Consider the following 21,925-nt stretch of genomic DNA (forward strand, 5'->3'; position numbering starts at 1 on the left):
AAAAAGCTCTCCGGCCTCCCGGAGAGCTTTTTCTATTGCGCCTCTGTCTGCTTTTTTTCAATCGATTCATGATTTATACGCTTTTTGATGCTTAGATGATAGTATGCATAGCAGAAAATAATGATCGGCACACCGCAGTATAAGCCGATTCTTTGATCCGGAATGAAAATAAGGCTGATCAACACGCAGCCATATAAACAAAATCCGAGCATCGGGACTAGCGGATAAAGCGGCGTTCTGAACTCCAGATCATTCACATTTCCGCCTTCAGCAAGGAAACGTCTGCGAAAGAAAAATTGCGACGCACAAATGGACATCCACGCGACAACTGTCACCATGCCCGAGATTGAGATACACCATAAATACACTGTTTCTGCGGCCATGACACTTGTCAGCAGCGAACAGCCTGAAATGCCTAGCGTAATCAGCAGGGCATTCATCGGCACGCCTTTTTTTGTCAGTCTGGTGAGAAAGGATGGACCCATTTGATTTGATGAAAGTGACCACATCATACGCGACGCCGCATACAACCCCGAATTAGCAACAGATAAAATGGCTGTTAAGATGACAAAGTTCATGATATCTGCCGAAAATGGGATGCCGATTTGATCGAGTACCGCTACAAATGGGCTTTCAATCACCCCCGCCGTTTTGTACGGAAGGATGGCAACCAAGACGAACATAGCCAGCACAAAGAAAAACAGCGTGCGCCAAATGACATTTCGAATGGACTTTGGCAGTGTTTTTTCCGGGCTTTCACTTTCCCCTGCCGCAATGCCGACAAGCTCCGTTCCCTGGAACGAGAAGTTCACCATGACCAGCGTAAACATAACGGCCAGCACCCCATTAGGGAAAAGTCCCCTGTCAGTCATAAAGTTAGACAAAAAGGGTGTCTCCTGTCCGCCTTTAAAGTCAATCAAGCCAAACACAGCGGCTCCGCCAATCACGATAAATAAGATGATCGCCGCCACTTTGATGCTTGAAAACCAAAATTCCATTTCTGCAAAGCTTCTGACAGAGAGCGCATTAATCAAAAAGATGACGATGCCGAACACGAGGCACCATATCCAGATCGGAACGGAGGGCAGCCACCTTTGCATCAAAATGCCTGCTGACGTCAGCTCTAACCCCACTGTATTCGCCCAGCTGAACCAATACAGCCAGCCAATCATAAAGCCTGTCGACGGTCCCAGAAATTTAGTGGCGTAGGCCTGAAACGATCCAGCCACCGGCATGGCAACAGCCAATTCTCCTAAACAAAGCATGACGAGATACATTAAAAATCCGCCGATGATATACGCGGCAATGGCGCCGAGCGGTCCCGCCTGGCTAATGGTAAAGCCAGAGCCTAGAAACAGCCCAGTGCCAATCACCCCTCCCAAAGCAATCATAAACAAATGCCTGCTTTTCATGCTGCGCTGCAATTCATTTTTATGATTCTGCATCATCCTTCCCCCTTTGGTTCTTTTGCCATGATGGTCATCCGGTAGCTCTGCAAAAGGTGAACGGTGGTTTGCTGTATGAGGAGAGGCAATACATGAAATGTGTACGGTTTATAGACTCGTTCTGTCCATTTATGGCCGTCTTTTCCGTACACACCCATATTAATGGATGGAATATTCAGCTTGCGTATGTCTTTGAACGGAATGGTCCCAATCATATTCCACCCAGGAAAGTTCCTGATAAAAGAATCAATTTCGCCATCGGTTTCGTGCAGTGATAAAAAACTGCCGTCTGCCAAGTAGGGGAAAAACTTTTTGAAGACAAATGTTTCGCCTGTCGATTCAGCGGTTTTGTCAGCCGCTTCTTTAATCACATGCTGCAAAAGCTGATCTCTTGCGCTATCTTCTTTCAAATAGTTATGCGGCAGGTAAGGAGGTGCGTAAAATAGAATGACTTTTGCGCCTTGATCGGGGTCAAGCTTTTGAAGCTCTTCGATTGCCTGAAAGCATCTCATGCGAAGTTCAAGGTGCTCGTTGGCTTTGAATGTCTGCTCGATACACTGCTCGGGATCTATCCCCCGGTTTCTCAGCTTTTCTAAGTATTGCTCCAGGCTATACACTTGAATGTCCCATGATAAATGTTTCTTTGGCAGGTTGGCTCTTTTTGTATATTGTTCATAATAATCTGATAATTTTCGTTGTGTCTCTCGGCATGCTTCCTCAGTGACTTCAATAAGCAACTCCATCATTTCTTTTGCTGTTCTTTCATAAATAAAACAATTGAAATACAAGCTGGTGCTGACAGCCGTTTGCACATTATAGGATTCCTTGTTATCACGCTGATACAAACAGGATGGTGGCAGAACCAACTCCCCTTCAACCTTTTCTGCCAGATGGATGTTATTGTGGAGACGGCTTGTGATTTCAGATGAAATGAAATTTGGGTCAATCCCTGCCAGTGTATCGCCAACATGGACTTCACGCCCGTAAATGTAAAAGCAAGGCAGCAGTTTTCCCGCGGCTCCGGTATAGATATATCTTGTCTGATCACCATCGTAAAGCGGGGTAATAAAATCTGTATTAATAGCAGCCAAATAGTGAAGCTGTTTTTCTTTTTTTAACCGGTTCAGCTCTGAAATGCTGGCGAGAATGCCCGAATGCTGGCTCTCCTCATCGGGATTGGCCATAAACAACACATTTCCCGGCAACGTCTCAAGGTTCTCCGAAAAATGCAGGAGATTGGCTAAATGCACGGCGATGCCGCTTTGCATATCGACAGATCCTCTTCCGAACATCCACTCGCCTGATTTGGCATCCCGCTGAACCTCCTGATCGAACTCATAGCGGCTGAAATACTCGGCCAATTTCTCACAATCAAAAGCGATATCCTTTAAAGGGCCGAAATCTTCAATTCCAACTGTATCCAGATGGGCATGGTAAATGACTGTATTTCGGCTTTCTCCATGTCCTTTAATAAATGCAAAAATATTTTTGCGATTGTATGGGTCATTGGGAATGGCCTGTTCCCACACATGACTGGGGTTTTCCTGAAAATATGGATAGCTCGTGATCACTTCTTTGATGAAATCTGCTTTTGTCCCTTCTCCAACGGTGCCGTTCACGCTGCTGAGGCTGACCAGAGATGCTGTCAGCGCCTCCACTCTTTCAGCCGGATTCATGTGACTGATTTTTGTATACTGCATAAATTGTCCTCCTGATCAAAAAGTTGAAATCGTGCGACCCGCTAAAGAATCGCACGATTTTATTTCTCTCAAATCAAAAAGCTTCGGACGTTGTTTTGGCTTGCATATGAAGAATTAAGTAATCGGGACCGCCTGCTTTTGAGTCTGTTCCTGACATATTAAAACCGCCGAACGGCTGATAGCCGACAATTGCTCCGGTACATCCCCTGTTAAAATATAGGTTTCCGACATGGAAATCCTCGCGCGCCCGTTCAATGTGCGCACGGTTTTTCGTCAGAAGCGCACCTGTTAATCCGTATTCCGTGTTATTGGCAATCTCCAGCATATGATCGAAATCACGCGCTTTGCAAATCGCAACAACCGGGCCGAAAATTTCTTCCTGCATCAAGCGGGCGTTTTCATCAACATCTGCAAAGATCGTCGGCTGAATAAAATAGCCTTTTGAATCATCGCCTTCTCCGCCGGCCAATAGCTTGCCTTCAGATTTGCCGATTTCAATGTATTTCATCACTTTGTTGTAGGATGCTTCATGAATCACGGGACCCATATACGTATCAGGATCTTCTGGATTGCCGACAGTCAGCGTTTTGGTCAGCGCCACAGCTTTTTCCACCACTTCATCATACACATCCTGATGAATGACCGCGCGGGAGCCCGCAGAACACTTCTGTCCTGAATATCCAAATGCTGAGTACACGATAGAGGATGCAGCAAGGTCAAGATCAACGTCCTTGTCAACAAGCACTGTGTCTTTTCCGCCCATCTCAGCAATTACCCGTTTGAGCCATTTTTGGCCCGGCTGCACTTTGGCGGCTCGCTCATAAATCCGGCAGCCGACTGCACGGGAACCTGTAAATGAGACAAACCGTGTTTTCGGATGCTCAACTAAGAAATCACCGATCTCCGCTCCATCTCCCGGAATGTAATTCAGAACGCCGTTTGGCAGACCCGCTTCCTCCATGACCTCGACAAATTTTGCTGCCACTACCGGGGCTGCGTCAGCCGGTTTTAAGAGAATCGTATTTCCTGTCACAATGGCTGCCGCCGCTGTTCCCGCCATAATCGCGAGCGGGAAGTTAAATGGAGAAATGACGATGCCGACGCCAAGCGCTTCATAATGATATTGATTGAACTCGCCTGCACGGCTCTTCACCGGAGCCCCTTCCTTGAGCTTTAACATTTGTCGCGCATAGAACTCTAAAAAGTCTATCGCTTCAGCCGTGTCCGCATCTGCTTCCTTCCACGGTTTTCCCGCTTCCTTCACAAGATAGCTTGAAAATTCATGCTTTCTTCTGCGCAAAATAGCCGCTGCCTTAAAGAGGATATTCGCGCGGTGCTCCGGTCTTTGTTTTTTCCAGGAATCAAATGCCTGCAATGCGGCTTGCATCGCTTTTTCAGCAAGCTCTTGATCCGCTGTAGACGCGTACCCAATGATCTCTTCTTTATTTGCCGGGTTAATGGAAATGATTTTGCGGTCCGTTTCAATTTTTTCTCCATTTATGACAAGCGGATAATGCTTGCCGAGCTGAGTGTTTACAAAGGCCAATGACTCCCCAAATGCAGTTTTATTCTTTGCTTCCGTAAAATCGGTAAATGGTTCGTGCGCGTATGTGACTGTCATATGTAGTCCCCCTCGTGTTATGAAATATATCTTCGCATATGAATAAAAATGCAAGAATCATGCCATTTTCTTGTCTTTTACTGAAAAAACTTGTTGAAGCGAACAGAAATTTGTCTAACAGGTGATCACCTTTCTCTATTTCCGATCTTGAACGCAAATTTTTTTTGCGATTTTTGCTCTTTAGGCAAAAAACAAATGCAAAATTATTTTGCGGAGGCTTCTCAAATTAGACCCATCCGCGGAATCGCGATGCTTCTGCCGATTTTCTGATGCCCGTCATGTAAGCCGCCAAGCGCATATCCACTTTATGTGTTGCCGCTGTCTGATAAATCGTTTCGAACGAGCTGACCATGACGCTTCTCAGTTTTTCTGCAACCTCTTCTTCCGACCAATAATATCCTTGGTTGTTTTGCACCCATTCAAAATAAGAAACCGTGACGCCACCGGCACTCGCCAGGATATCCGGCACAAGCAGCACGCCTCTTTCATTCAGGATCTTAGTGGCATCAATGGTTGTCGGGCCGTTCGCTGCTTCGACAACAATTGACGCCTGAATGTTATGTGCGTTTTTGGCTGTGATTTGATTGGAGATTGCAGCAGGCACTAAAATATCACAATCCTTTTCAAGCAGCTCCTCATTTGTGATGACGTCAGTAAATAAATTGGTGACCATACCGAAGCTGTCCCGTTTATCGAGCAAATAAGGGATATCAAGGCCGTCCGGATTGTAGAGCCCGCCATTGGCATCAGAAATCCCGATCACCTTCGCGCCCGCATCGTGCATGAATTTGGCCAGGAAGCTACCAGCGTTTCCAAAGCCCTGTATGATGATGTGCGCGTTTTGGAGCTTAATCCCTTTTTTCTTCACCGCCTCTTCAATACAAATCGTGACGCCCTGTGCCGTCGCCGTTTCCCGTCCTTGCGATCCTCCCAAAACAAGCGGTTTACCTGTAATAAAGCCCGGAGAATCGAATTCCCGCAGCCGGCTGTACTCATCCATCATCCATGCCATAATCTGCGAATTTGTGTATACATCTGGAGCTGGAATATCCTTTGTCGGACCGACGATCTGGCTGATGGCACGGACATACCCCCTGCTCAGCCTTTCCAGTTCTCCAAATGACATTGTCCGCGGATCACAAATAATACCGCCCTTCCCGCCGCCGTAAGGAAGATTGGCAATCCCGCATTTGAGCGTCATCCAAATGGATAACGCCTTTACTTCCTCTTCATTAACTTCTGGATGGAAGCGAACGCCCCCCTTTGTCGGACCGACAGCATCATTGTGCTGTGACCGGTAGCCTGTGAACACTTTGACGCTCCCATTGTCCATTTTGACCGGTATGCGGACAGTGAGCATTCTCTGCGGCTCTTTCATGAGTTCATACATATCTCCCGGATAACCCAGCTTCCGAAGGGCTTCCTTAATGATTGTTTGGGTAGACAGAAATAAGTTAAGAGCTTCTTTTTCCTCATCTTTCGAGACTTGCTTTGCTGACATCTTTTTTCACCTCATTGTTTTTTTGACCGGCTGTAATGTAAGCGCTTTAAAAAATCAGCCCACCAATTCCTTTCTGCATTGGATTCACCCTTATCATCATGCAAGATCCGTACCAGCTTTTTTAATCAACAAAAAAGAGACTGAAAACATCTCAGTCTCTGATTAAAAATCTATTTATTAACGAGGGTCAATTACAAGCTGCGTTTCAGCATTTAAACTGCCGATTCCCAAACCGTTTACTACATCGCCTTTAATCGTGTAAGTGCCTGCGCGCGGAAGGGTTTTGCGCACCATGACGAGGTCAAATTCGGATGCGCCTAACAAATCAAGCGTAAGCGGGAGTCTGACTGTTTTTCCATCGTTTAAAATCTGTGTTTCTTTCAGTGTTCTTCCATTCACTGAATCTCTTGTCGTAGCATGAAACCCGTCAGGAAATTGAAATTCTACCGCTCCGAGAGAAAGCACCGCATTTGGTTTATATGTCACTTCAATATCAGAAGTGGTCCACTCTTTCGTGCTGTTAATTGTTTTTGCCTCGATTGATGCAGACTGTGCATGAGCTTGGCCCGAAGGAAGTAAGATTGATAGTAAAACAGCTGAACTGATGAATAATGAAGATACGAATGAAGTTCTTTTTAACATGACATTTCCCCCTATTTGATTGTTGATATTTGGCCAGAGCGTCCTCTGCAGAAAAAGCGCTTTTTCGTAATTCGCGAATTACCAGTTTCTTTTTCTTAAAAATTAATCTATCATCATTTTCCATGGAAGTAAATGCTTTTTAAGGAATATTAACACTTGGAATTCAATGAGAATTCCTTCCTGTTTATACAAGGTTCAAATGGACGATTTCTCTCTCTTTTTCTAGTAACATCCGCCTGGCATTTTCTATCTTTTATCCTATTTTAAAAAAGGGCAAAAAAAGTCGAAGATGCCTCTGCTCTTCGATTGATCACGTTCCTATTTTTATTTGAATTCAGTGTTCCAGTTAAAACCGATCGTCTCATCATTCCACGGAATTCTTTTTTCATCAGGCTGATCCGGGTTATACGACATGGTGGTAAAATAGATAATTGTCAGCGGCGTCTCTCCCAGCACTCTATATCCGTGAGCCACCCCTTTTGGGATTAATAACAGCATCGGGTTGTCTTCGCCCATATAATAGACGTCCGTTTCTCCTTTTGTCTTTGAATCCTCTCGAAGATCGTATAGGACAACCTGAGCGTGGCCGGTTGGGAAGAACCAGAGATCATCCTGCTTCTCATGATAATGAAATGCCTTAATCACACCCGGATAGCTTTTCGACCAAGAGGCCTGCCCAAAATGCTCAAGGAGATTCTCATCGTCCCGGACCAGCTCAGCAAAAAAGCCTCTGTCATCGCTATGCTTCGTCAATTTTTTTACCTTGACTCCATCAATCACACGCACTGCTCCTTTCCTGCAAATACTCCCGTAACGCTTCCCGCCAGTGGCGGGGACGGATGCCGGCTTCTTCAATGGCCCGATGGCTCAGCACAGAGTAAGCCGGACGGGGCGTTTTGTTCCCGTATTCCTCTGTCGTTACAGGCAAAATGGCTGTTTCCAGCCCGCTTTCTTCCATAATTGCCGTCGCAAACTCATACCAGCTGCATATGCCTGAATTGCTGACATGATAGATGCCCGGCGGATGGCTGAACAGCTTGATGACCGCTTCTGCTAAATCCTTTGTATAAGTCGGCGAACCAATTTGATCGCTGACAACCCGAAGCTCTTGTTTCGTTTCAGCAAGCTTCAGCATGGTTTCAACAAAATTACTGCCGCCATGTCCGTACACCCACGATGTTCTGATGATCGTGCTGTCTTTTGTCGTTAATCGTATCAGTTCTTCCCCGAGCCTTTTGCTTTTGCCATAAATGGTTTTCGGGTCGAGGGGATCGTCTTCCCTATATGGCTGGGTTCCTTTCCCGTTGAATACATAGTCCGTGCTGATATGAACATATTGAGCTCCGATACGGGTTGACTCAAGCGCTGTATAATAAGCGCCGATTCCGTTAATCAAGTACGCTTTATCAAGCTCTTTCTCGCATTGATCAACCGACGTAAACGCGGCGCTATTGACCACGATATCCGGCTGATAATGGCCAAACGAATGCCGTACTGAGCGCTGGTCAGCAATGTTCATCATCTTCTTTGTTAACGCAATGACCTCATATCCGGCTTGCTTCAGCTGGCGGCATAGTTCCAAGCCAAGCTGTCCTCCCGCCCCAGTCACCAATACCTTTGTCAATCAGATCACCTTCTCATCGGTCATTGTCTGTATACCACTGAATCGTACGCGCAATGCCTTCTTCAAACGTCACTTCCTGCCGCCAGCCCAGTTCGTTTTTCAGCTTTGATGCATTGATCGCATAGCGCCGGTCATGCCCTTTTCGGTCTTCCACGTGGGCGAACAATTCCTCACAGCCCAGATGCTTCAAAATGACACTCGCCAGCTCTTTATTCGTGCGTTCATTTCCGCCGCCGATGTTATACACCTCTCCGTTGGTCCCCTTTTCTAAAATCAGCTTGATCGCGCGGCAATGATCCTCCGCAAACAGCCAGTCTCGGATCTGGAGTCCATCGCCATACAGCGGAACAGGCAGGCCCTGCTTCGCATGACGGATAATCGTCGGAATCATTTTTTCGCTGTGCTGATAAGGGCCGTAATTGTTGCTGCATCGTGTAATGATGGCCGGAAGCTTGTGGGTTTTCACATAAGACAACACGAGCAAATCAGAGCTTGCTTTGCTGGCTGAGTATGGGTTATTAGGAGAAAGCGGCGTCGTTTCTGTAAACGCGGGATCATCCGCTTTTAAATCCCCGTATACCTCATCTGTTGAAATATGAATCAGCTTCTTGGCTTTTCCTTTTAAGACCGCTTCCGCCAATCGGTATGTCCCCATGACATTTGTGGTGATAAACGGCTCCGCTTGGGAAATGCTTCTGTCCACATGCGATTCTGCTGCGAAGTGAATGACGCCATCGTAGGTCTCGTCAAACGCGCGGTCGATATCCTCCTGAACGCTGATGTCCCCTTTTACAAAGCGAAAACGGCTGTTTTGCTGTAATTTTTCCATTTCCTCCGGGTGGCTGGCGTACGTCAGTTTATCTAAAACGGTAATGCGCGCATCCGTTTCCCTCAGCATGAGCTTTGTAAACGTGAGCCCAATGAAGCCGGCCCCGCCTGTAATTAAATATGATTTTGCCATCACTTTTCGTCCTGTCCTTTCCGTAAATCCTGGTGTACAAGCTGGGAAGCGAGATAAAGCGATTCGTGAGTTCCGGCATCTACCCACCAGCCTGATAACACATCATACGTAAGCTGGCTGTTTTCGATGTATAGATTATTCACATCGGTGATTTCCAGCTCGCCGCGCTTTGATGGTGATATTTGTTCAATATATGAAAACACCTCTGCATCATACATATAAATGCCGGTAACACAAAGGTTGGTCGGTGGCTGTTCGGGCTTTTCGATGATGGAACGAATCCGCTTGTTTTTCTCATCAATCTCAGCAATCCCGAAGCGTTCCGGGTCATCAACTTCTTTCAGAAGCACTTTTGCTCCTTTCCCCTGCTGTTCAAAGCGTTCTGTATAAGGCTTTAATGAATCTTCAAAAATATTATCACCTAATAATAAAATGAAAGACTCTTTTTTCGTAAAGCGCTTTGCATAAGACAGCCCATCCGAAATGCCCGAGGCGGCAGGCTGTACTTGATAAGTGATTGTAACGCCAAGCTCTTCTCCGTTCCCAAGCAGTTTATAAAATTGCGGCATATGCTCTTTTTGGCTGATGAGTAAAATGTCTTTTATTCCGGCTTCCTCCAGCTTCATAATCGACCAGTATATCATCGGATACGGGCCTACAGGAAGCAAATGCTTGTTGACGGCTTTCGTTAAGGGCATAAGGCGTGAGCCGTCTCCTCCGGCTAAAATAACACCTTTCACATTAACACTTCCTTACATGCATTTTTATATCTCTTGTTCATATAAATCTTGAAGAATAGCTGTTACCCGCTTGATGCCTTTGCCATCCACGAGCGGCCTTCCTCCCTTGTGCAAAGAAAGGCGAAGAGGATAGCTGCTCATAATGCGCGACATCTGATAGATGAGTGTTTCATCCGGTACAAGCTCACCCAAACCAAGATCAAGAGCGGCGCCTTGGCCAGCAAATGTTTTGGCTGTAGCCGTTTGATGCTCAACCTGAGAAAGAACAAGGCACGGCACGCCGATGCAAATGGCTTCATATAGAGAGATGCCGCCGGCGACAATGGCTGCGTCCGCTTGTTTCATCAAACCTGCCATATCATTTGTCTGTTCGATCATCTTGTACTGCGGCTTCTTTTCGATCCGCCTTCGGACTGCCTCTTGATGCGGTGAAGCGCTCCCCATCACAAACATTATGTTTTTGTCTTTTATGTCGGGGACTTGATCAGCGGCAGCCAGCACTTTAAAAATAAGCTGCTTCGGATCACTTCCTCCTAATGCAACAAGGATATTGCGGCAGTCTTTCTTAAGTGTGTAATCCTCTCTTGCGGCCTGAAAGGCGGGGTGAAGAATAAGATAGTCCGGACCTTCATAGATGCGTGTGTTTCCCTGAACGTACACCCTGCTTCTGATGTCACCGTAAATTCCGTTAATGACTGCGTCACTATATTGAATCGATTTACCGTTTTTCTCTTCAAAAAGAACAATTTTCGCATCTGTCTCGGTCTTTATTTTCTTTAACAGCTCTGCAGGCGCGCCTAGAATATCAAACAAAAGCAAATCAAGCTTCTTGCTTTTTATTTCCCGGAGAATAAACTCGTGCTGCTGCAGCTCCGGCTTTACGATGACCTGCCAATGCTCTTCATGAAGAAACGCTTCAGAATCCTGATTCGTATAAAACGTAATCAAGCATCGCTGTTTGAGCCCCTCCGCAAGTCTCTTCATCCGGACAACATGGCCCATTCCCTTTTCATAGCCGCCGTCTGCGAAGATCCCAACATGCATGGCTATTCAGCCTCTCGTTCGATTGCCGCATCGGGATTCCGGTTCAGAAGGGTGATAAGCTCTGAGGCGGATACATCGGGGCGCTCGCCTGCTTTTTGATAGAGAGCCTTTATCGATTCATAGTCTTCCTTTGTATCAATGGTCAGCCGATATTGAGGGGCGCGAAATCGTTCCGGCGCCTCTAAAAACTGCACACGATAAAGAGCTGGATGATTCCTTATATATAACGTGACATGCTCCTGATATTGATCCTCCATATTCTGAATACGGCTGATGTCAATTAACAGGTTGGCGTTGACCACTTCGCCGCAAATCCCTAATGGGGCATTCAGGATATACGTATAATCCGACCCTTGATCAAAATGCGCCTTAATCATTACATCGAGCAGCTCCGGATCGACAAACGGATTATCACCCGTTAACCGGATGATGACTGACGGTTTAACAGCTTCTATGACCTTCACAAACCTATCGAGGACACGTTCTTCGCTCCCGCGGAAAACACGAAAGCCTTGTTTGATACAGTGCGCCTCTAATATGTCGTCAGTTTCTTTGTCAGACGTGGCGATGACAAGATTATCCCGATCCTTTTGGTAAAACGCGCTTTTCTGAACGCGGTGAACGAGAATATCAAGTAAACGACTCGATCCGAGCGGCCGAAGCACTTTTCCCGGAAGCCTTGTTGAACCCATTCTTGCCTGAATGATAAAGAGAATATCATTCATGAAACGGGCTGTCCTTCAGTAAAATGTCATCCCAGACAATGCCTGTGTCGGCCGGAATGTCTCTTACAGCCCGAACACCGCTGGTCAGCAGTTCAAAAAATCTCGGGTGCAGCCCCTGCGGCTTTTGTCCGGGCCGAAGCACTGCGATATTGTCTTCACTAAAGGCTTCACCTTTTTGAATCGGAGCTGTTGTAAAAATGCCTCTATATGCAAAGTTTCTGATTTCTCCTTCGATGGCGGTCGTTGTTTTGTATGAACTGCCAAGCAGTTTTTCAGAGACCGGCTTTGTGATCCCCTGTTTCAGCTCAGCTTCCGTTTTCCTGATGCCATTGACCATTTCTTTCAATTCATCCGGATTTAATGCAAACGAGTGGTCGGCACCCGGCAGATTTTTATCGATCGTAAAATGCTTTTCTATCAGTTTTGCTCCGAGCCGAACCGCGGCACACGGCGCTTCTGTCGGATGCTCGCTATGATCGGAGAAGCCGATTACAGCCTCAGGAAAAGCGGCGGCAAGCATCGGTATGACGCTGAGGTTGCTGTACTCCGGCGGTGCAGGGTATTTCGCCACACAATGCATTATGGCAATTTGATTGTTTCCCTCTGCCCTGATGGTGCGCCAAGCTTCGTGAACATCAGAGATTTCAGCTCCGGCTGTCGAGAAAATCATCGGCCTGTTCAGCCGGGCGACATATTTGAGCAGCGGGAGATGGTTAATTTCATAGGATGCGATTTTAAAAGCGCTCGGCGAGGTAGACTGAAGCAGATCAGCTGACCCCTCGTCACATACCGTACTTAAAAAGATCACCTGCTTTTCGCGGCAGTAATCCAATAGCGGTAAAATCCACTCAGCAGGCATTTCCATAGATTGAACCAAAGAAAAAATAGAGACGTCCTTGCCAGCTGCCGTCTTGTACAAACCAGGATCTTTCTGGTACATCCTATCAGCTTGGAACATTTGAAATTTCACGGCATCCGCTCCCGCTTCCGCCGCGGCGTCTATCAGCGCAAAAGCCTGATCAAGCTTCCCGTCATGATTAATCCCCGCCTCAGCAATAATAAAAACAGGAGCGTCTTTGCCTACAGTTTTATTCGCGATCTGAAACGCTGCCATTATTTCGCCTCCTTGCCCGGCCAAATATGATAATAGTAATACGATTGTTCAGCGGTGAAGCCCATTCGTTCATAAAGGCGGATCGCCCTTACATTGTGAAGCTGCGTCCCCGCTGTTACCGTTCTATGCTTCTGGATCTCCGGTTGTTCTATGAGATTCGCCAATAAATGAAACGCAATACGTTTTCCTTCAAATCCCGGTTTTACAGCCATCAAATCGAGAATGCACTCATCATCTCTTGATAAGCCCTGAAGATAGCCGATGACCTCGCCATTGTGTTTAGCGACAATATTGACCGCCGCCCTTCCATTCAGATTGTTTCGTGTCCACTCCTGAAATATTTTGTTTGCTGCATCACGGCTGAGATGAGGATCCTGAAAATATCTGCTTTTTGTAAACGAGTCTCGGGCCAGCTCACATATCGCTTCTGTGTCCCCGGGCTCAGGCGGGCCCAGTTCAAAAAATGGCGGTGTTTTGTCATAAAAAGACGGAGGCATCGCCAGCTTCAGCAAACTCCCGACAAAGTAAGAGGATGGCTGCTGTTGTATCACATGCGCGGCTCCGATATCTTCAGCCGGAACACGGACAAAGATAAAATCCGTTTCATCCATTTGGCGTACAGTATAAAAAGCTTCAAACAGCCTCTTTAGCTGCCCGGTACTATTTGCTGCAAGAAGTTTGACGTTCATGACTTTCTTCTGAAGCACCTTGCTTTCCCACAAAGAATCTTCGTAAAGCAATACACCTTGGAGCCTGCTGTTTTCAAAAAGGCCGAGGGAAAATTGATACGGAACATCCAGTGTAAGCTTTCTGCTTTGGAGAAATTCCTCAATCGCCTCTTTGGAGACTTTTTCTTTTACCGTATACACTTAATCAGCCCCTTTTACGATATCCCGCACAGCTTCAATGACATCATCTACATCGTCGTCAGACATTGATGGATAGAGCGGGAGAGAAAGGGTTCGTTTATAATAATTCATGGCATTCGGAAAGTCCGCTTCCTTATATCCAAATTGCTTTTGATAATACGGATGAATGTGTACTGGAATAAAATGAACGCTAGTGCCGATATTGTATTCATCCTTTAAAGCCGTAATCATTTCGCTGCGCGTAACCCCGGCCTTTTTTTCATCAACTTGCAGAACATATAGATGCCAGGCGTGCCTGCCGTCATCATGGACAAACGGCGTGATCAGCCCAGGAATCTGCTGAAAAGCGGTTTGATAACGGCCGGCAATCTCTTCTCTCCGTTTCTGCATATCATCCAGCCGTTTCAGCTGATGAAGTCCGAGGGCCGCCTGCAAATCAAACATATTCATCTTATAGCCGGGCGATTCGACTTCATAGTACCAGCTGCCATTTGAAGAATAACGGTTCCATGCGGCTTTACTCATGCCGTGAAGGCTTAGCACCCGTATCTTATCGGCAAGCTCCTCATCATCAGTCGTCAGCATGCCGCCTTCCCCTGTCGCGAGGTTTTTGGTGGCGTAAAAGCTGAATGCCGTTGCATCCCCGATAGAACCGATCATTCTTTGCTTATAAGTCGTATATACCGCATGTGCCGCATCCTCCAGCACGAATAAACCATGATTTTGGGCAATAGCCAATATTTCATCCATATCGCAGGACTGCCCGCCAAAGTGGACGGGCACAACTGCTTTCGTTCGCGTTGTGACGGCCGCCTCAAGCTTTACCGGGTCAATATTGAGCGTGTTTTCGTCAATATCCGCAAACACAGGCGTCGCTCCCGTATGAATAATCGTATTGGCGGTCGAGCTGAACGTAAGCGGAGAGGTAATGACCTCGTCCCCGGGCCCGATCCCTTTTGCTTTCAAAGCCAAAAATAAAGCTGCGGTACATGAATTCACCGCCACGGCGTGCTTCGCCCCGACAAACGCGGCAAACTCTTTTTCAAACTGCTGAACCTTCGGGCCTTTAGAGAGCCATCCCGATTCAAGCGTTTCTGTAACCTCCTGAATTTCTTCCTTACCGATTAACGGCAATGAGTAAGGGAGAAAATGATTTCTCTTTTGCACCATTTCTTTGCGCTCCTATCATTTTATTCAGTATCTTCCCGCCTGTAATCAACTCCTGTTTTGGCTTTCAGTTCCGCAAATAAAGCATTTGTTGATTCTGCCACCGGATAATTAGCCGCTATGAATGCCAGGCGCGCCTCTTCTGCTTTTTGATGCACGTCGGGACTTCGAAGAACCTCAACCAAGGTCTGCGCCAGTTCATCCGGCTGGTCAAACATAAAATCGCCAAGAGACTCATAATACGGATACGAGCGATTTCCGGACGATTTTCCGATCAGCACAGGCTTTTGAAACAGCATGGCTTCAAGACCGACTGTCGAGGTTTGCGTCACTGCGGCATCAACATACGGCAGCAAATCATAAAGCTCCAGCTCCTTTTTGATGACTCTGCATGCTTTATGTTTTTTCGCCGCCTCGTGATACAGATCAAGCTTGTTTTTTCCGATTTCCCACGGGTGAGGTTTGATAATAATCTGCAGCTGCTTCTGATCAGAAAGCCTCTGCAGCACACCGGAATAAAAGTCTTCTGAAAAGGGCTGAGTGGCAATGAGCACAATTTTTTTAGTCGGCTGAAAAGCAAGTTTTCGATAGAATATGGACATATCCATAGGCGTTCTGTTAAAAATCTGATCGAAGCGGGGATGTCCCGTTACGAGAATCTGCTCGGGTTTACAGCCTTTTCGTATGAACCACTCTGCTTCATACGCACCAAAAACAGCTTGATAGGTTGTAAAAACAGGAATGAAGGCTTCATCTCCCATCAATGCGCCATGCTGAAGACAAATGCTGACGGCCCCTTTTCTTTGACACATGAGAGCGAGCACCCTGCTGTAAATGTCTTCTGCCGTTCCGACAATAACAGCTGAAATCTTTTCCTGTTCAAACAGCGCATCAACTGTATCAATGGCCTCTATAAATAAAGGAATATCTTTGAAAAGCCGGTCGCGAAACGCTTGATCACCAAATGCCGGGTGATCATCATAAGGGGCGAGAAGCGAACAGGCTGTTTCGAGATACTGCTTCGAATCGCCTTTTTGGCATGAATCCGCAATCTCCCGCTTGCTAATGACAGGCAGATCACAATAATGCGGCAAACTCCATCTGGCCAAAACAGCCGTTTTTTCAGGATCAAATTGATAGTAATTTTCGTTTGAAAAACGCAGGTAATCAAAGTGCAAAATGACTTTCCCTTTAACAGGTTTGTCATTTGTTTTAACGATTTTTCGGATTCTTTCTTCAAAAAACGGCTGAATCTGCCCCTCATCGATATGCTGATCCACCGATCCGAATAATTCCGGTTCTTCTTCCATCATCACCCTCAGCTCAGGGCTGATGTATTGATAAAAATTACTGATAAGCCCAAGCGGAATCCCTTTGTAGCGAAGTTTGTCAAAAAGCTCCACGTACTTCCGGTACAGCACCCAATAATTGCTTAAATAGGCCGACAAGCTCTCACCCCATTCCAAGCTTTTTTAATGATTCACGCAGCTCTCGGCAATTTCGCTGCGGAGGAAGGTTCCTGACAAATTCATTTTTTTCTGATTCAAACAGCTGAAAGTGAATCGATTGGTCGGTAATATAATTCAGGTCCAGCTCCTCATCCAGCGGGTAAAACGGATAAAAATGATTGACTCTCCAAAAGAACCGGGCATCTCCAATACGGTAAAACGCCGGGCTTTCATCCCAATAGGAGCCAAACTTCTCCTTTACCTTCTCAAGCACCGAATACCTGTGCATCACCGAGCAATGATCAATTGCGCACGGTGCGTTCCATGTCACTTGAGCGGCAGGCCTGACAGTTTCTTTTACAATGTCGCGATTCTCGTTCAAATGATAGGTTTTGGAGGCTGAGTAAATCACAGCCTTTTCAGGATGGGTATCGAGCTCCCGCACCATTTTCAGGAGGCGGTCCGGCATATAGATGTTGTCATCCGTCGCATAGGTGATATATTCACCCTCCGCCATCCCAATCGCCTGATTGATCAGTGCCGCGTATCTCGTTTTTTCTGTTCTTTCCTTCACTCCAGATATATCGCTTTGATAAAAACGCACTCGGTTATCATTCAAAAAAGGACGGATTACATTCAGCGTCTCTTCATTGGAGTTGTCATCCATAATAAACAATTCAAAATCTGAAAACGTTTGTGAGAGTATGCTAGAAATGGACTTTGCCACATAATCGCTTTTGTTATAGCTCGTCATAATGACTGATACTTTAGGCAAATCCTACACCTCCTTCTTGGAACTTCACACCTGAAACTATCGTTATCTTATGTTGCTTATGCTCAAGTTGCGCTAGGGATACAAACCAATATGCGAAAAGTTTGTGTATGTCTCTGAAAAACAGCGGCTGCCCAGAGCGAAATCTGATCGGTCCGCTGTTCTTTTTCAGCATAATCCAAGCATCAGCCTCATAAGGTGAAAGAGATAAAAATCGCACCAGCGACTAAGATCGTTTTCCATCGGAGGTGAGTCATCGCGGAGCGTTCACCTATACATCCAGAACATGTTTTGAATGGTTTTCATAAAAAGGAGGAACGATATGAAACCGAAAAAAAATCAATATCAGCAAATGCAGGCATTTGATAATATGCAGGGGTATCAGCCTCAGTTTGGCGCCAACCCGTACCCGCAGCAAGGCCAAGGCTCACAAATGCAGCCAATGGGGATGCAGCCAATGATGCCAATGCAGCAGGGACAGCAAGGACAACAAGGACAGCAGGGATTTGGATTCCCGGGCCAGCAGCAGGGCGGCGGTTTTCAAATTCCATCGGGGCCTACACCGTCAGGACCGGGCCAAAGCGTTCCCGGCATGCTGCCTGTTGAGGAATCTTACATCGAGAATATTTTGCGCCTGAATCGGGGAAAAACGGCCACCATTTATATGACATTTGAAAACAGCAAGGAATGGGGCTCGAAGATTTTTCGCGGCGTCATCGAAGCTGCGGGCCGGGATCACATTATTATCAGCGACCCGAAATCAGGAACACGCTACCTGCTCCTGACAATCTACCTCGATTACATTACATTTGATGAAGAAATTGCTTATACGTATCCATATTCCATGGCGTCCTATTCGCCAAGATAAGAAAAAAGCCAATCACTCATATGATGAGGATTGGCTTTTTTGTTTATAGATATTTGACGGCTGCGACAACGATCATAATCCAAGAAATAATAAACGCCACACCGCCGAGCGGGGTGATCGCTCCAAGAATGGAGATTTGCGTCACACTTAGAATATATAAGCTTCCGGAAAACAGCACAATTCCCGCAAACATCAGCCATCCGGCTGTCGTGACACTGCCTATGCCGGATAATTTATCAGCCAGAAACGCTACAACGAATAACCCAAGGGCGTGATACATATGATACTGCACGCCTGTGTGCCAAACCTGAAGATATTTATCAGGTATTTTCCCTTCTAATCCGTGAGCGCCGAATGCTCCGAGTCCCACGGCAAGCAGGGCGTTAATGGCCCCTAATATGATAAAAACTTTCATCTATCTCTCCCGCCTTTTCGTTAAACTCATACCATTTATCTTATCGCACCTGCACCAAAATTCAATGTTTGTTCTCCGATGACACGAGATTGTCGGATTTTCTCCTGCGCCAAAGCTGGAACTGGTCAGCAGCTATTGCAGCAAGCGTCCCTAATACGAGCCCGTTGCTTAATAGAGAAATAAATACCGGATGCAATCCCTTTAACGCAGTTTCAGGAACAAACATGATACCGACCCCTGTCAGCAGCGAGATGCCGATGATAGACCTCACCCTTTTTGATTCTTCTTTCTCATATGAATCAAATTCGGCAAAGGCCAGACCGCCCATTGCGGAGAACACAACAAAATTCACCGCAAATCCAACGGGTGACGGCAGGCTCGCAAACGTATTCATAAAAAACGGGATCACGCTGATCACGATAACCAGAATACTGCCGAGCATAAACGGTTTTTTAGAAGGCATTTTGGTCGTTTCAATAAAACCTGCAGCTCCCGAAATCGGAACAGGCGCAATAGCTCCCGTCAAACCGCTAAGCAGATGGCTGAATGAAGCGGCAAAACCGGCATGGCGTTCATGATGCTTTCCATCAGGCTGTTTGCTGAATTTTTTCACGGCGATGTCCACGACCTTCATGCTCGCCAGCATATTCACGATCAGCAAGATGGTAATAAAAATAGAAGTGATGATCAGGCCACTGTTAAATAACGGTGTCCCAAAAGGAAACAGGGAAGGCAGCTGAAACAGCCGGTCCGGCATTTCAATCGGCTTTGCCGCTCCGGCAGCCGCAAACAGCACCCATCCGCCGAACAAGGCTAATAAAATAGAATATTGCTTAAAAAACATGATGTTCGAATTTGTCATTATAAAGGCGGCAGCGATCACAACAAGCGCCAGGCCAAATACAAGACCGTCCACCCCGTCCTGTCGATAACCGATTCCGAGAATTCCTTTTATAATGGGCTGACTCAGCTGCATGACAAGAAGCAATAAATAGACGCCCGTTACAACCGGAGTAAACAATTTTGCAAGTCTGTCAATGACCTTGAAAACACTTAACAAAAAGAAACATACAGCGCTTACAAGAAGAGCTCCCTGCAAACCCCGCAGTGTGTCTCCATATGTCGCAAACACAGTTCCCGTCAGCCCTGCGTAGATCGTATACACTCCCCACCACAAGCCGGCTGGGCTTTCATTGATCGGCAGTCTGTGGCCTTTCAAACACTGAATGACGGCGGCAATCCCCAGTACAAAAAAAGTGCTTTGAATCAATCTCGCAGAATCTGAGTGATTCAAATGGAACGACTGGGCAACCGCCACCGGAACAACTATCGCCGCAGCAATAATAAACGCTGTCCATTGCAGCGCGCCAAGAACCAATTTCACGTAAGCTCAACCTCTCTCTTTAAAAATCAAATAAAGACTCTCCGTTTCCATCCTCTTCCTGCTTCTCTTTTTCTTGCTTTCGATATTTGTTTAATCCCGCGCTCCCCATCATTTTTTCCATCATCAGCTGGTCTGTCGATGGCGGCGCGGCAGGACTTGGCGTAACGCTCGGCTGTATGCGGGGCGCGCTCACGTTCTCCGGCTGATCAAGCACGACATCACACAGAGAACGGACAACCGCTACATAACGCTTCAGCTCCTCATCCCGTTCAGCTGTTTTTGCTTTTTTCAGCTCCTCTTCCATCTTTTGAATTAATGCAGATATATGAATGTTCATGAAGCACCCTCCAAAAAAATAAATGTTGTCTTCCTGCATTTTATCAAATTCCTGCTGTAAACGCAGATATGAGTTTGTTATTTTTTCTGACAAACCTTGCGCGATTGACAAGCAGAAGAGATTTTTCACATAATAAATCACCATACCTTACAAAAAGGAGAAACGGAATGAACAGCATCCCCTCTATCATCAGCAAGCATAAAGCCTATTTTGCGGCGGGACATACGAGACCGCTTGAATCGAGACTGAACATTTTGCGAAAGCTGAAACAAGCCGTCAGAACTCATGAAGCCGATCTCATAGCCGCTCTCTACCAGGATCTCCACAAATCCGAGCAAGAAGCATACTCAACAGAAATCGGAATCGTCTTGGAGGAAATCAGCTTTGTCATGAAACGGCTGAGAAAATGGTCCAAGCCGAAACGAGTCAAAACGCCGCTGACTCATCTAGGCTCCAAAAGCATCATCATTCCTGAGCCGTATGGAACCGTTTTGGTGATTGCGCCTTGGAATTATCCCTTGCAGCTGGCGCTTTCTCCGTTGATTGGCGCCATTGCGGCGGGGAACACGGTCGTTCTCAAGCCATCAGAATATACGCCGGCTGTTTCTGCTATTCTTTCCAAACTCATCAGCAGCGTTTTTCCAACTGATTATGTCGCTATGGCAGAAGGCGGGCCCGATGTCAGCACAGCATTATTACAGCAGCCCTTTGACTACATTTTCTTTACAGGCAGTGTAGCTGTAGGAAAAATCGTCATGGAAGCCGCCGCTAAACAATTAATTCCCGTAACCTTGGAGCTCGGCGGCAAAAGCCCCTGCATCGTCCATAAAGATGCTGACATTCAGCTTGCCGCCAAACGCATCGTCTTCGGGAAATTTACAAATGCGGGACAAACCTGCATCGCACCGGATTATTTATTTGTCCACGAGGACATCAAAACGAAGCTGGCAGAAGAAATGAAGCGTGCGATCAGAGAATTTTACGGCCCTCAGCCGGAACGGAATCCACAGTACGGCAAAATCGTCAGTGAGCGCCACTATCAGCGGCTGCTCAGCTTTCTGAATGATGGCATCCCGCTCACAGGCGGACAATCTGATCCTGATCATCACAAAATTGCGCCGACCATTCTCGAACAAGTGAGAGATGACTCTCCAGTGATGCAGGAGGAAATTTTCGGGCCGATTCTTCCGCTCTTTACATACCGCAATATCGGGGAAGTCATTGAAAAAGTCCAATCGCGCCCTAAGCCGCTCGCCCTGTATCTCTTCACCACAAACAAAGAAATTGAGCGCGCTGTTTTAGGAAATCTGTCGTTTGGCGGGGGCTGTGTCAATGATACGTTAATGCATGTTGCGACGCCGTATTTGCCATTCGGCGGCGTCGGGGAAAGCGGTATCGGCAGCTATCACGGGTTTGACAGTTTTAACACATTCACGCACAAAAAAAGCGTCGTCAAACAAACGAACCGCTTCGACTTCGCATTTCGTTATCCTTCCTCCAAAAACGGGCTGCGAATGATTCGAAAAATACTCAAATAAAAAAGCGCAG

General features: G+C 46.5%; 21 protein-coding genes. 2 read left to right on the forward strand and 19 right to left on the reverse strand.

The window, feature by feature from the left end; genetic code table 11:
- Nucleotides 1-32: 32 nt before the first annotated feature.
- The 16 genes from WA279_RS09845 to spsA all read right to left on the reverse strand — a co-directional run bounded on the left by WA279_RS09845 (nt 33) and on the right by spsA (nt 17,376).
- Nucleotides 33-1,445: an amino acid permease gene (locus WA279_RS09845; protein ID WP_032727088.1), complete on the reverse strand. Its 1,413-nt coding sequence runs from the start codon at nt 1,443-1,445 to the stop codon at nt 33-35.
- Nucleotides 1,445-3,145, reverse strand: a complete 1,701-nt coding sequence (locus WA279_RS09850; RefSeq protein WP_336155282.1) for a M20 family metallopeptidase — start codon at nt 3,143-3,145, stop codon at nt 1,445-1,447. Before WA279_RS09850 ends, WA279_RS09845 begins: the two co-directional genes overlap by 1 nt.
- Before the next feature lie 73 nt (nt 3,146-3,218).
- Complete coding sequence (gene pruA / locus WA279_RS09855) at nt 3,219-4,766, reverse strand: L-glutamate gamma-semialdehyde dehydrogenase (RefSeq protein ID WP_336155284.1); 1,548 nt, start codon at nt 4,764-4,766, stop codon at nt 3,219-3,221.
- 226 nt (nt 4,767-4,992) lie between these two features.
- Nucleotides 4,993-6,267 carry a glutamate dehydrogenase gene (rocG, locus tag WA279_RS09860; RefSeq protein WP_336155286.1) on the reverse strand — a complete coding sequence of 425 codons (1,275 nt, stop codon included), beginning with the start codon at nt 6,265-6,267 and terminating at the stop codon, nt 4,993-4,995.
- 177 nt (nt 6,268-6,444) lie between these two features.
- On the reverse strand, nt 6,445-6,909 hold the full coding sequence (bslB, locus tag WA279_RS09865) for a biofilm surface layer hydrophobin BslB (RefSeq protein ID WP_014478326.1): 465 nt from the start codon (nt 6,907-6,909) through the stop codon (nt 6,445-6,447).
- Between the two features lie 324 nt (nt 6,910-7,233).
- Entirely contained in the window at nt 7,234-7,689 is a 456-nt protein-coding gene (locus WA279_RS09870) for a dTDP-4-dehydrorhamnose 3,5-epimerase family protein (RefSeq protein WP_336155289.1), read from the reverse strand.
- Nucleotides 7,682-8,533, reverse strand: coding sequence for a dTDP-4-dehydrorhamnose reductase (rfbD, locus tag WA279_RS09875; RefSeq protein WP_015250965.1), 852 nt, complete (start codon nt 8,531-8,533; stop codon nt 7,682-7,684). The genes WA279_RS09870 and rfbD overlap by 8 nt, the downstream gene beginning before the upstream one ends.
- A 13-nt stretch (nt 8,534-8,546) precedes the next feature.
- Nucleotides 8,547-9,494, reverse strand: coding sequence for a dTDP-glucose 4,6-dehydratase (gene rfbB / locus WA279_RS09880; protein ID WP_336155294.1), 948 nt, complete (start codon nt 9,492-9,494; stop codon nt 8,547-8,549).
- Nucleotides 9,494-10,234: a sugar phosphate nucleotidyltransferase gene (locus WA279_RS09885; protein WP_336155296.1), complete on the reverse strand. Its 741-nt coding sequence runs from the start codon at nt 10,232-10,234 to the stop codon at nt 9,494-9,496. Before WA279_RS09885 ends, rfbB begins: the two co-directional genes overlap by 1 nt.
- A gap of 24 nt (nt 10,235-10,258) precedes the next feature.
- On the reverse strand, nt 10,259-11,278 hold the full coding sequence (locus WA279_RS09890; protein ID WP_336155298.1) for a PseG/SpsG family protein: 1,020 nt from the start codon (nt 11,276-11,278) through the stop codon (nt 10,259-10,261).
- Nucleotides 11,279-11,280: 2 nt separating this feature from the next.
- A complete protein-coding gene (locus WA279_RS09895; protein WP_021480916.1) occupies nt 11,281-12,003 on the reverse strand; it encodes a glycosyltransferase family protein in 723 nt (240 codons plus the stop codon).
- Entirely contained in the window at nt 11,996-13,117 is a 1,122-nt protein-coding gene (locus tag WA279_RS09900; protein WP_038828099.1) for an N-acetylneuraminate synthase family protein, read from the reverse strand. The genes WA279_RS09895 and WA279_RS09900 overlap by 8 nt, the downstream gene beginning before the upstream one ends.
- Nucleotides 13,117-13,986: a GNAT family N-acetyltransferase gene (locus tag WA279_RS09905; protein ID WP_336155302.1), complete on the reverse strand. Its 870-nt coding sequence runs from the start codon at nt 13,984-13,986 to the stop codon at nt 13,117-13,119. Before WA279_RS09905 ends, WA279_RS09900 begins: the two co-directional genes overlap by 1 nt.
- Nucleotides 13,987-15,156: a DegT/DnrJ/EryC1/StrS family aminotransferase gene (locus tag WA279_RS09910; protein ID WP_336155304.1), complete on the reverse strand. Its 1,170-nt coding sequence runs from the start codon at nt 15,154-15,156 to the stop codon at nt 13,987-13,989. It abuts the gene before it with no gap.
- A gap of 20 nt (nt 15,157-15,176) precedes the next feature.
- Nucleotides 15,177-16,601: a CDP-glycerol glycerophosphotransferase family protein gene (locus WA279_RS09915; protein WP_336155306.1), complete on the reverse strand. Its 1,425-nt coding sequence runs from the start codon at nt 16,599-16,601 to the stop codon at nt 15,177-15,179.
- 4 nt (nt 16,602-16,605) lie between these two features.
- Nucleotides 16,606-17,376, reverse strand: a complete 771-nt coding sequence (gene spsA, locus WA279_RS09920) for a spore coat dTDP-glycosyltransferase SpsA (RefSeq protein WP_268548769.1) — start codon at nt 17,374-17,376, stop codon at nt 16,606-16,608.
- Nucleotides 17,377-17,695: 319 nt separating this feature from the next.
- On the opposite strand from spsA, the gene gerQ reads away from it, so the two are divergent.
- Nucleotides 17,696-18,241: a spore coat protein GerQ gene (gene gerQ / locus WA279_RS09925; RefSeq protein ID WP_014481253.1), complete on the forward strand. Its 546-nt coding sequence runs from the start codon at nt 17,696-17,698 to the stop codon at nt 18,239-18,241.
- Nucleotides 18,242-18,284: 43 nt separating this feature from the next.
- Here the strand turns inward: gerQ and WA279_RS09930 are convergent, their stop codons facing one another.
- From WA279_RS09930 to WA279_RS09940, 3 genes are all read right to left on the reverse strand, one after another.
- Entirely contained in the window at nt 18,285-18,656 is a 372-nt protein-coding gene (locus tag WA279_RS09930; protein WP_003227446.1) for a DUF423 domain-containing protein, read from the reverse strand.
- A 61-nt stretch (nt 18,657-18,717) separates the two neighbouring features.
- Nucleotides 18,718-20,040: a purine/pyrimidine permease gene (locus tag WA279_RS09935; RefSeq protein WP_336155309.1), complete on the reverse strand. Its 1,323-nt coding sequence runs from the start codon at nt 20,038-20,040 to the stop codon at nt 18,718-18,720.
- A 19-nt stretch (nt 20,041-20,059) separates the two neighbouring features.
- Nucleotides 20,060-20,377, reverse strand: coding sequence for a YwdI family protein (locus WA279_RS09940; protein WP_041351304.1), 318 nt, complete (start codon nt 20,375-20,377; stop codon nt 20,060-20,062).
- A 167-nt stretch (nt 20,378-20,544) separates the two neighbouring features.
- Between WA279_RS09940 and WA279_RS09945 the strand changes: the two genes are divergently transcribed.
- Entirely contained in the window at nt 20,545-21,915 is a 1,371-nt protein-coding gene (locus WA279_RS09945; RefSeq protein ID WP_262091138.1) for an aldehyde dehydrogenase, read from the forward strand.
- The last annotated feature ends 10 nt before the right edge of the window (nt 21,916-21,925 follow it).

The organism is Bacillus sp. 204(2023) (assembly GCF_037027505.1).
In the GTDB taxonomy this organism is placed as follows: domain Bacteria; phylum Bacillota; class Bacilli; order Bacillales; family Bacillaceae; genus Bacillus; species Bacillus subtilis.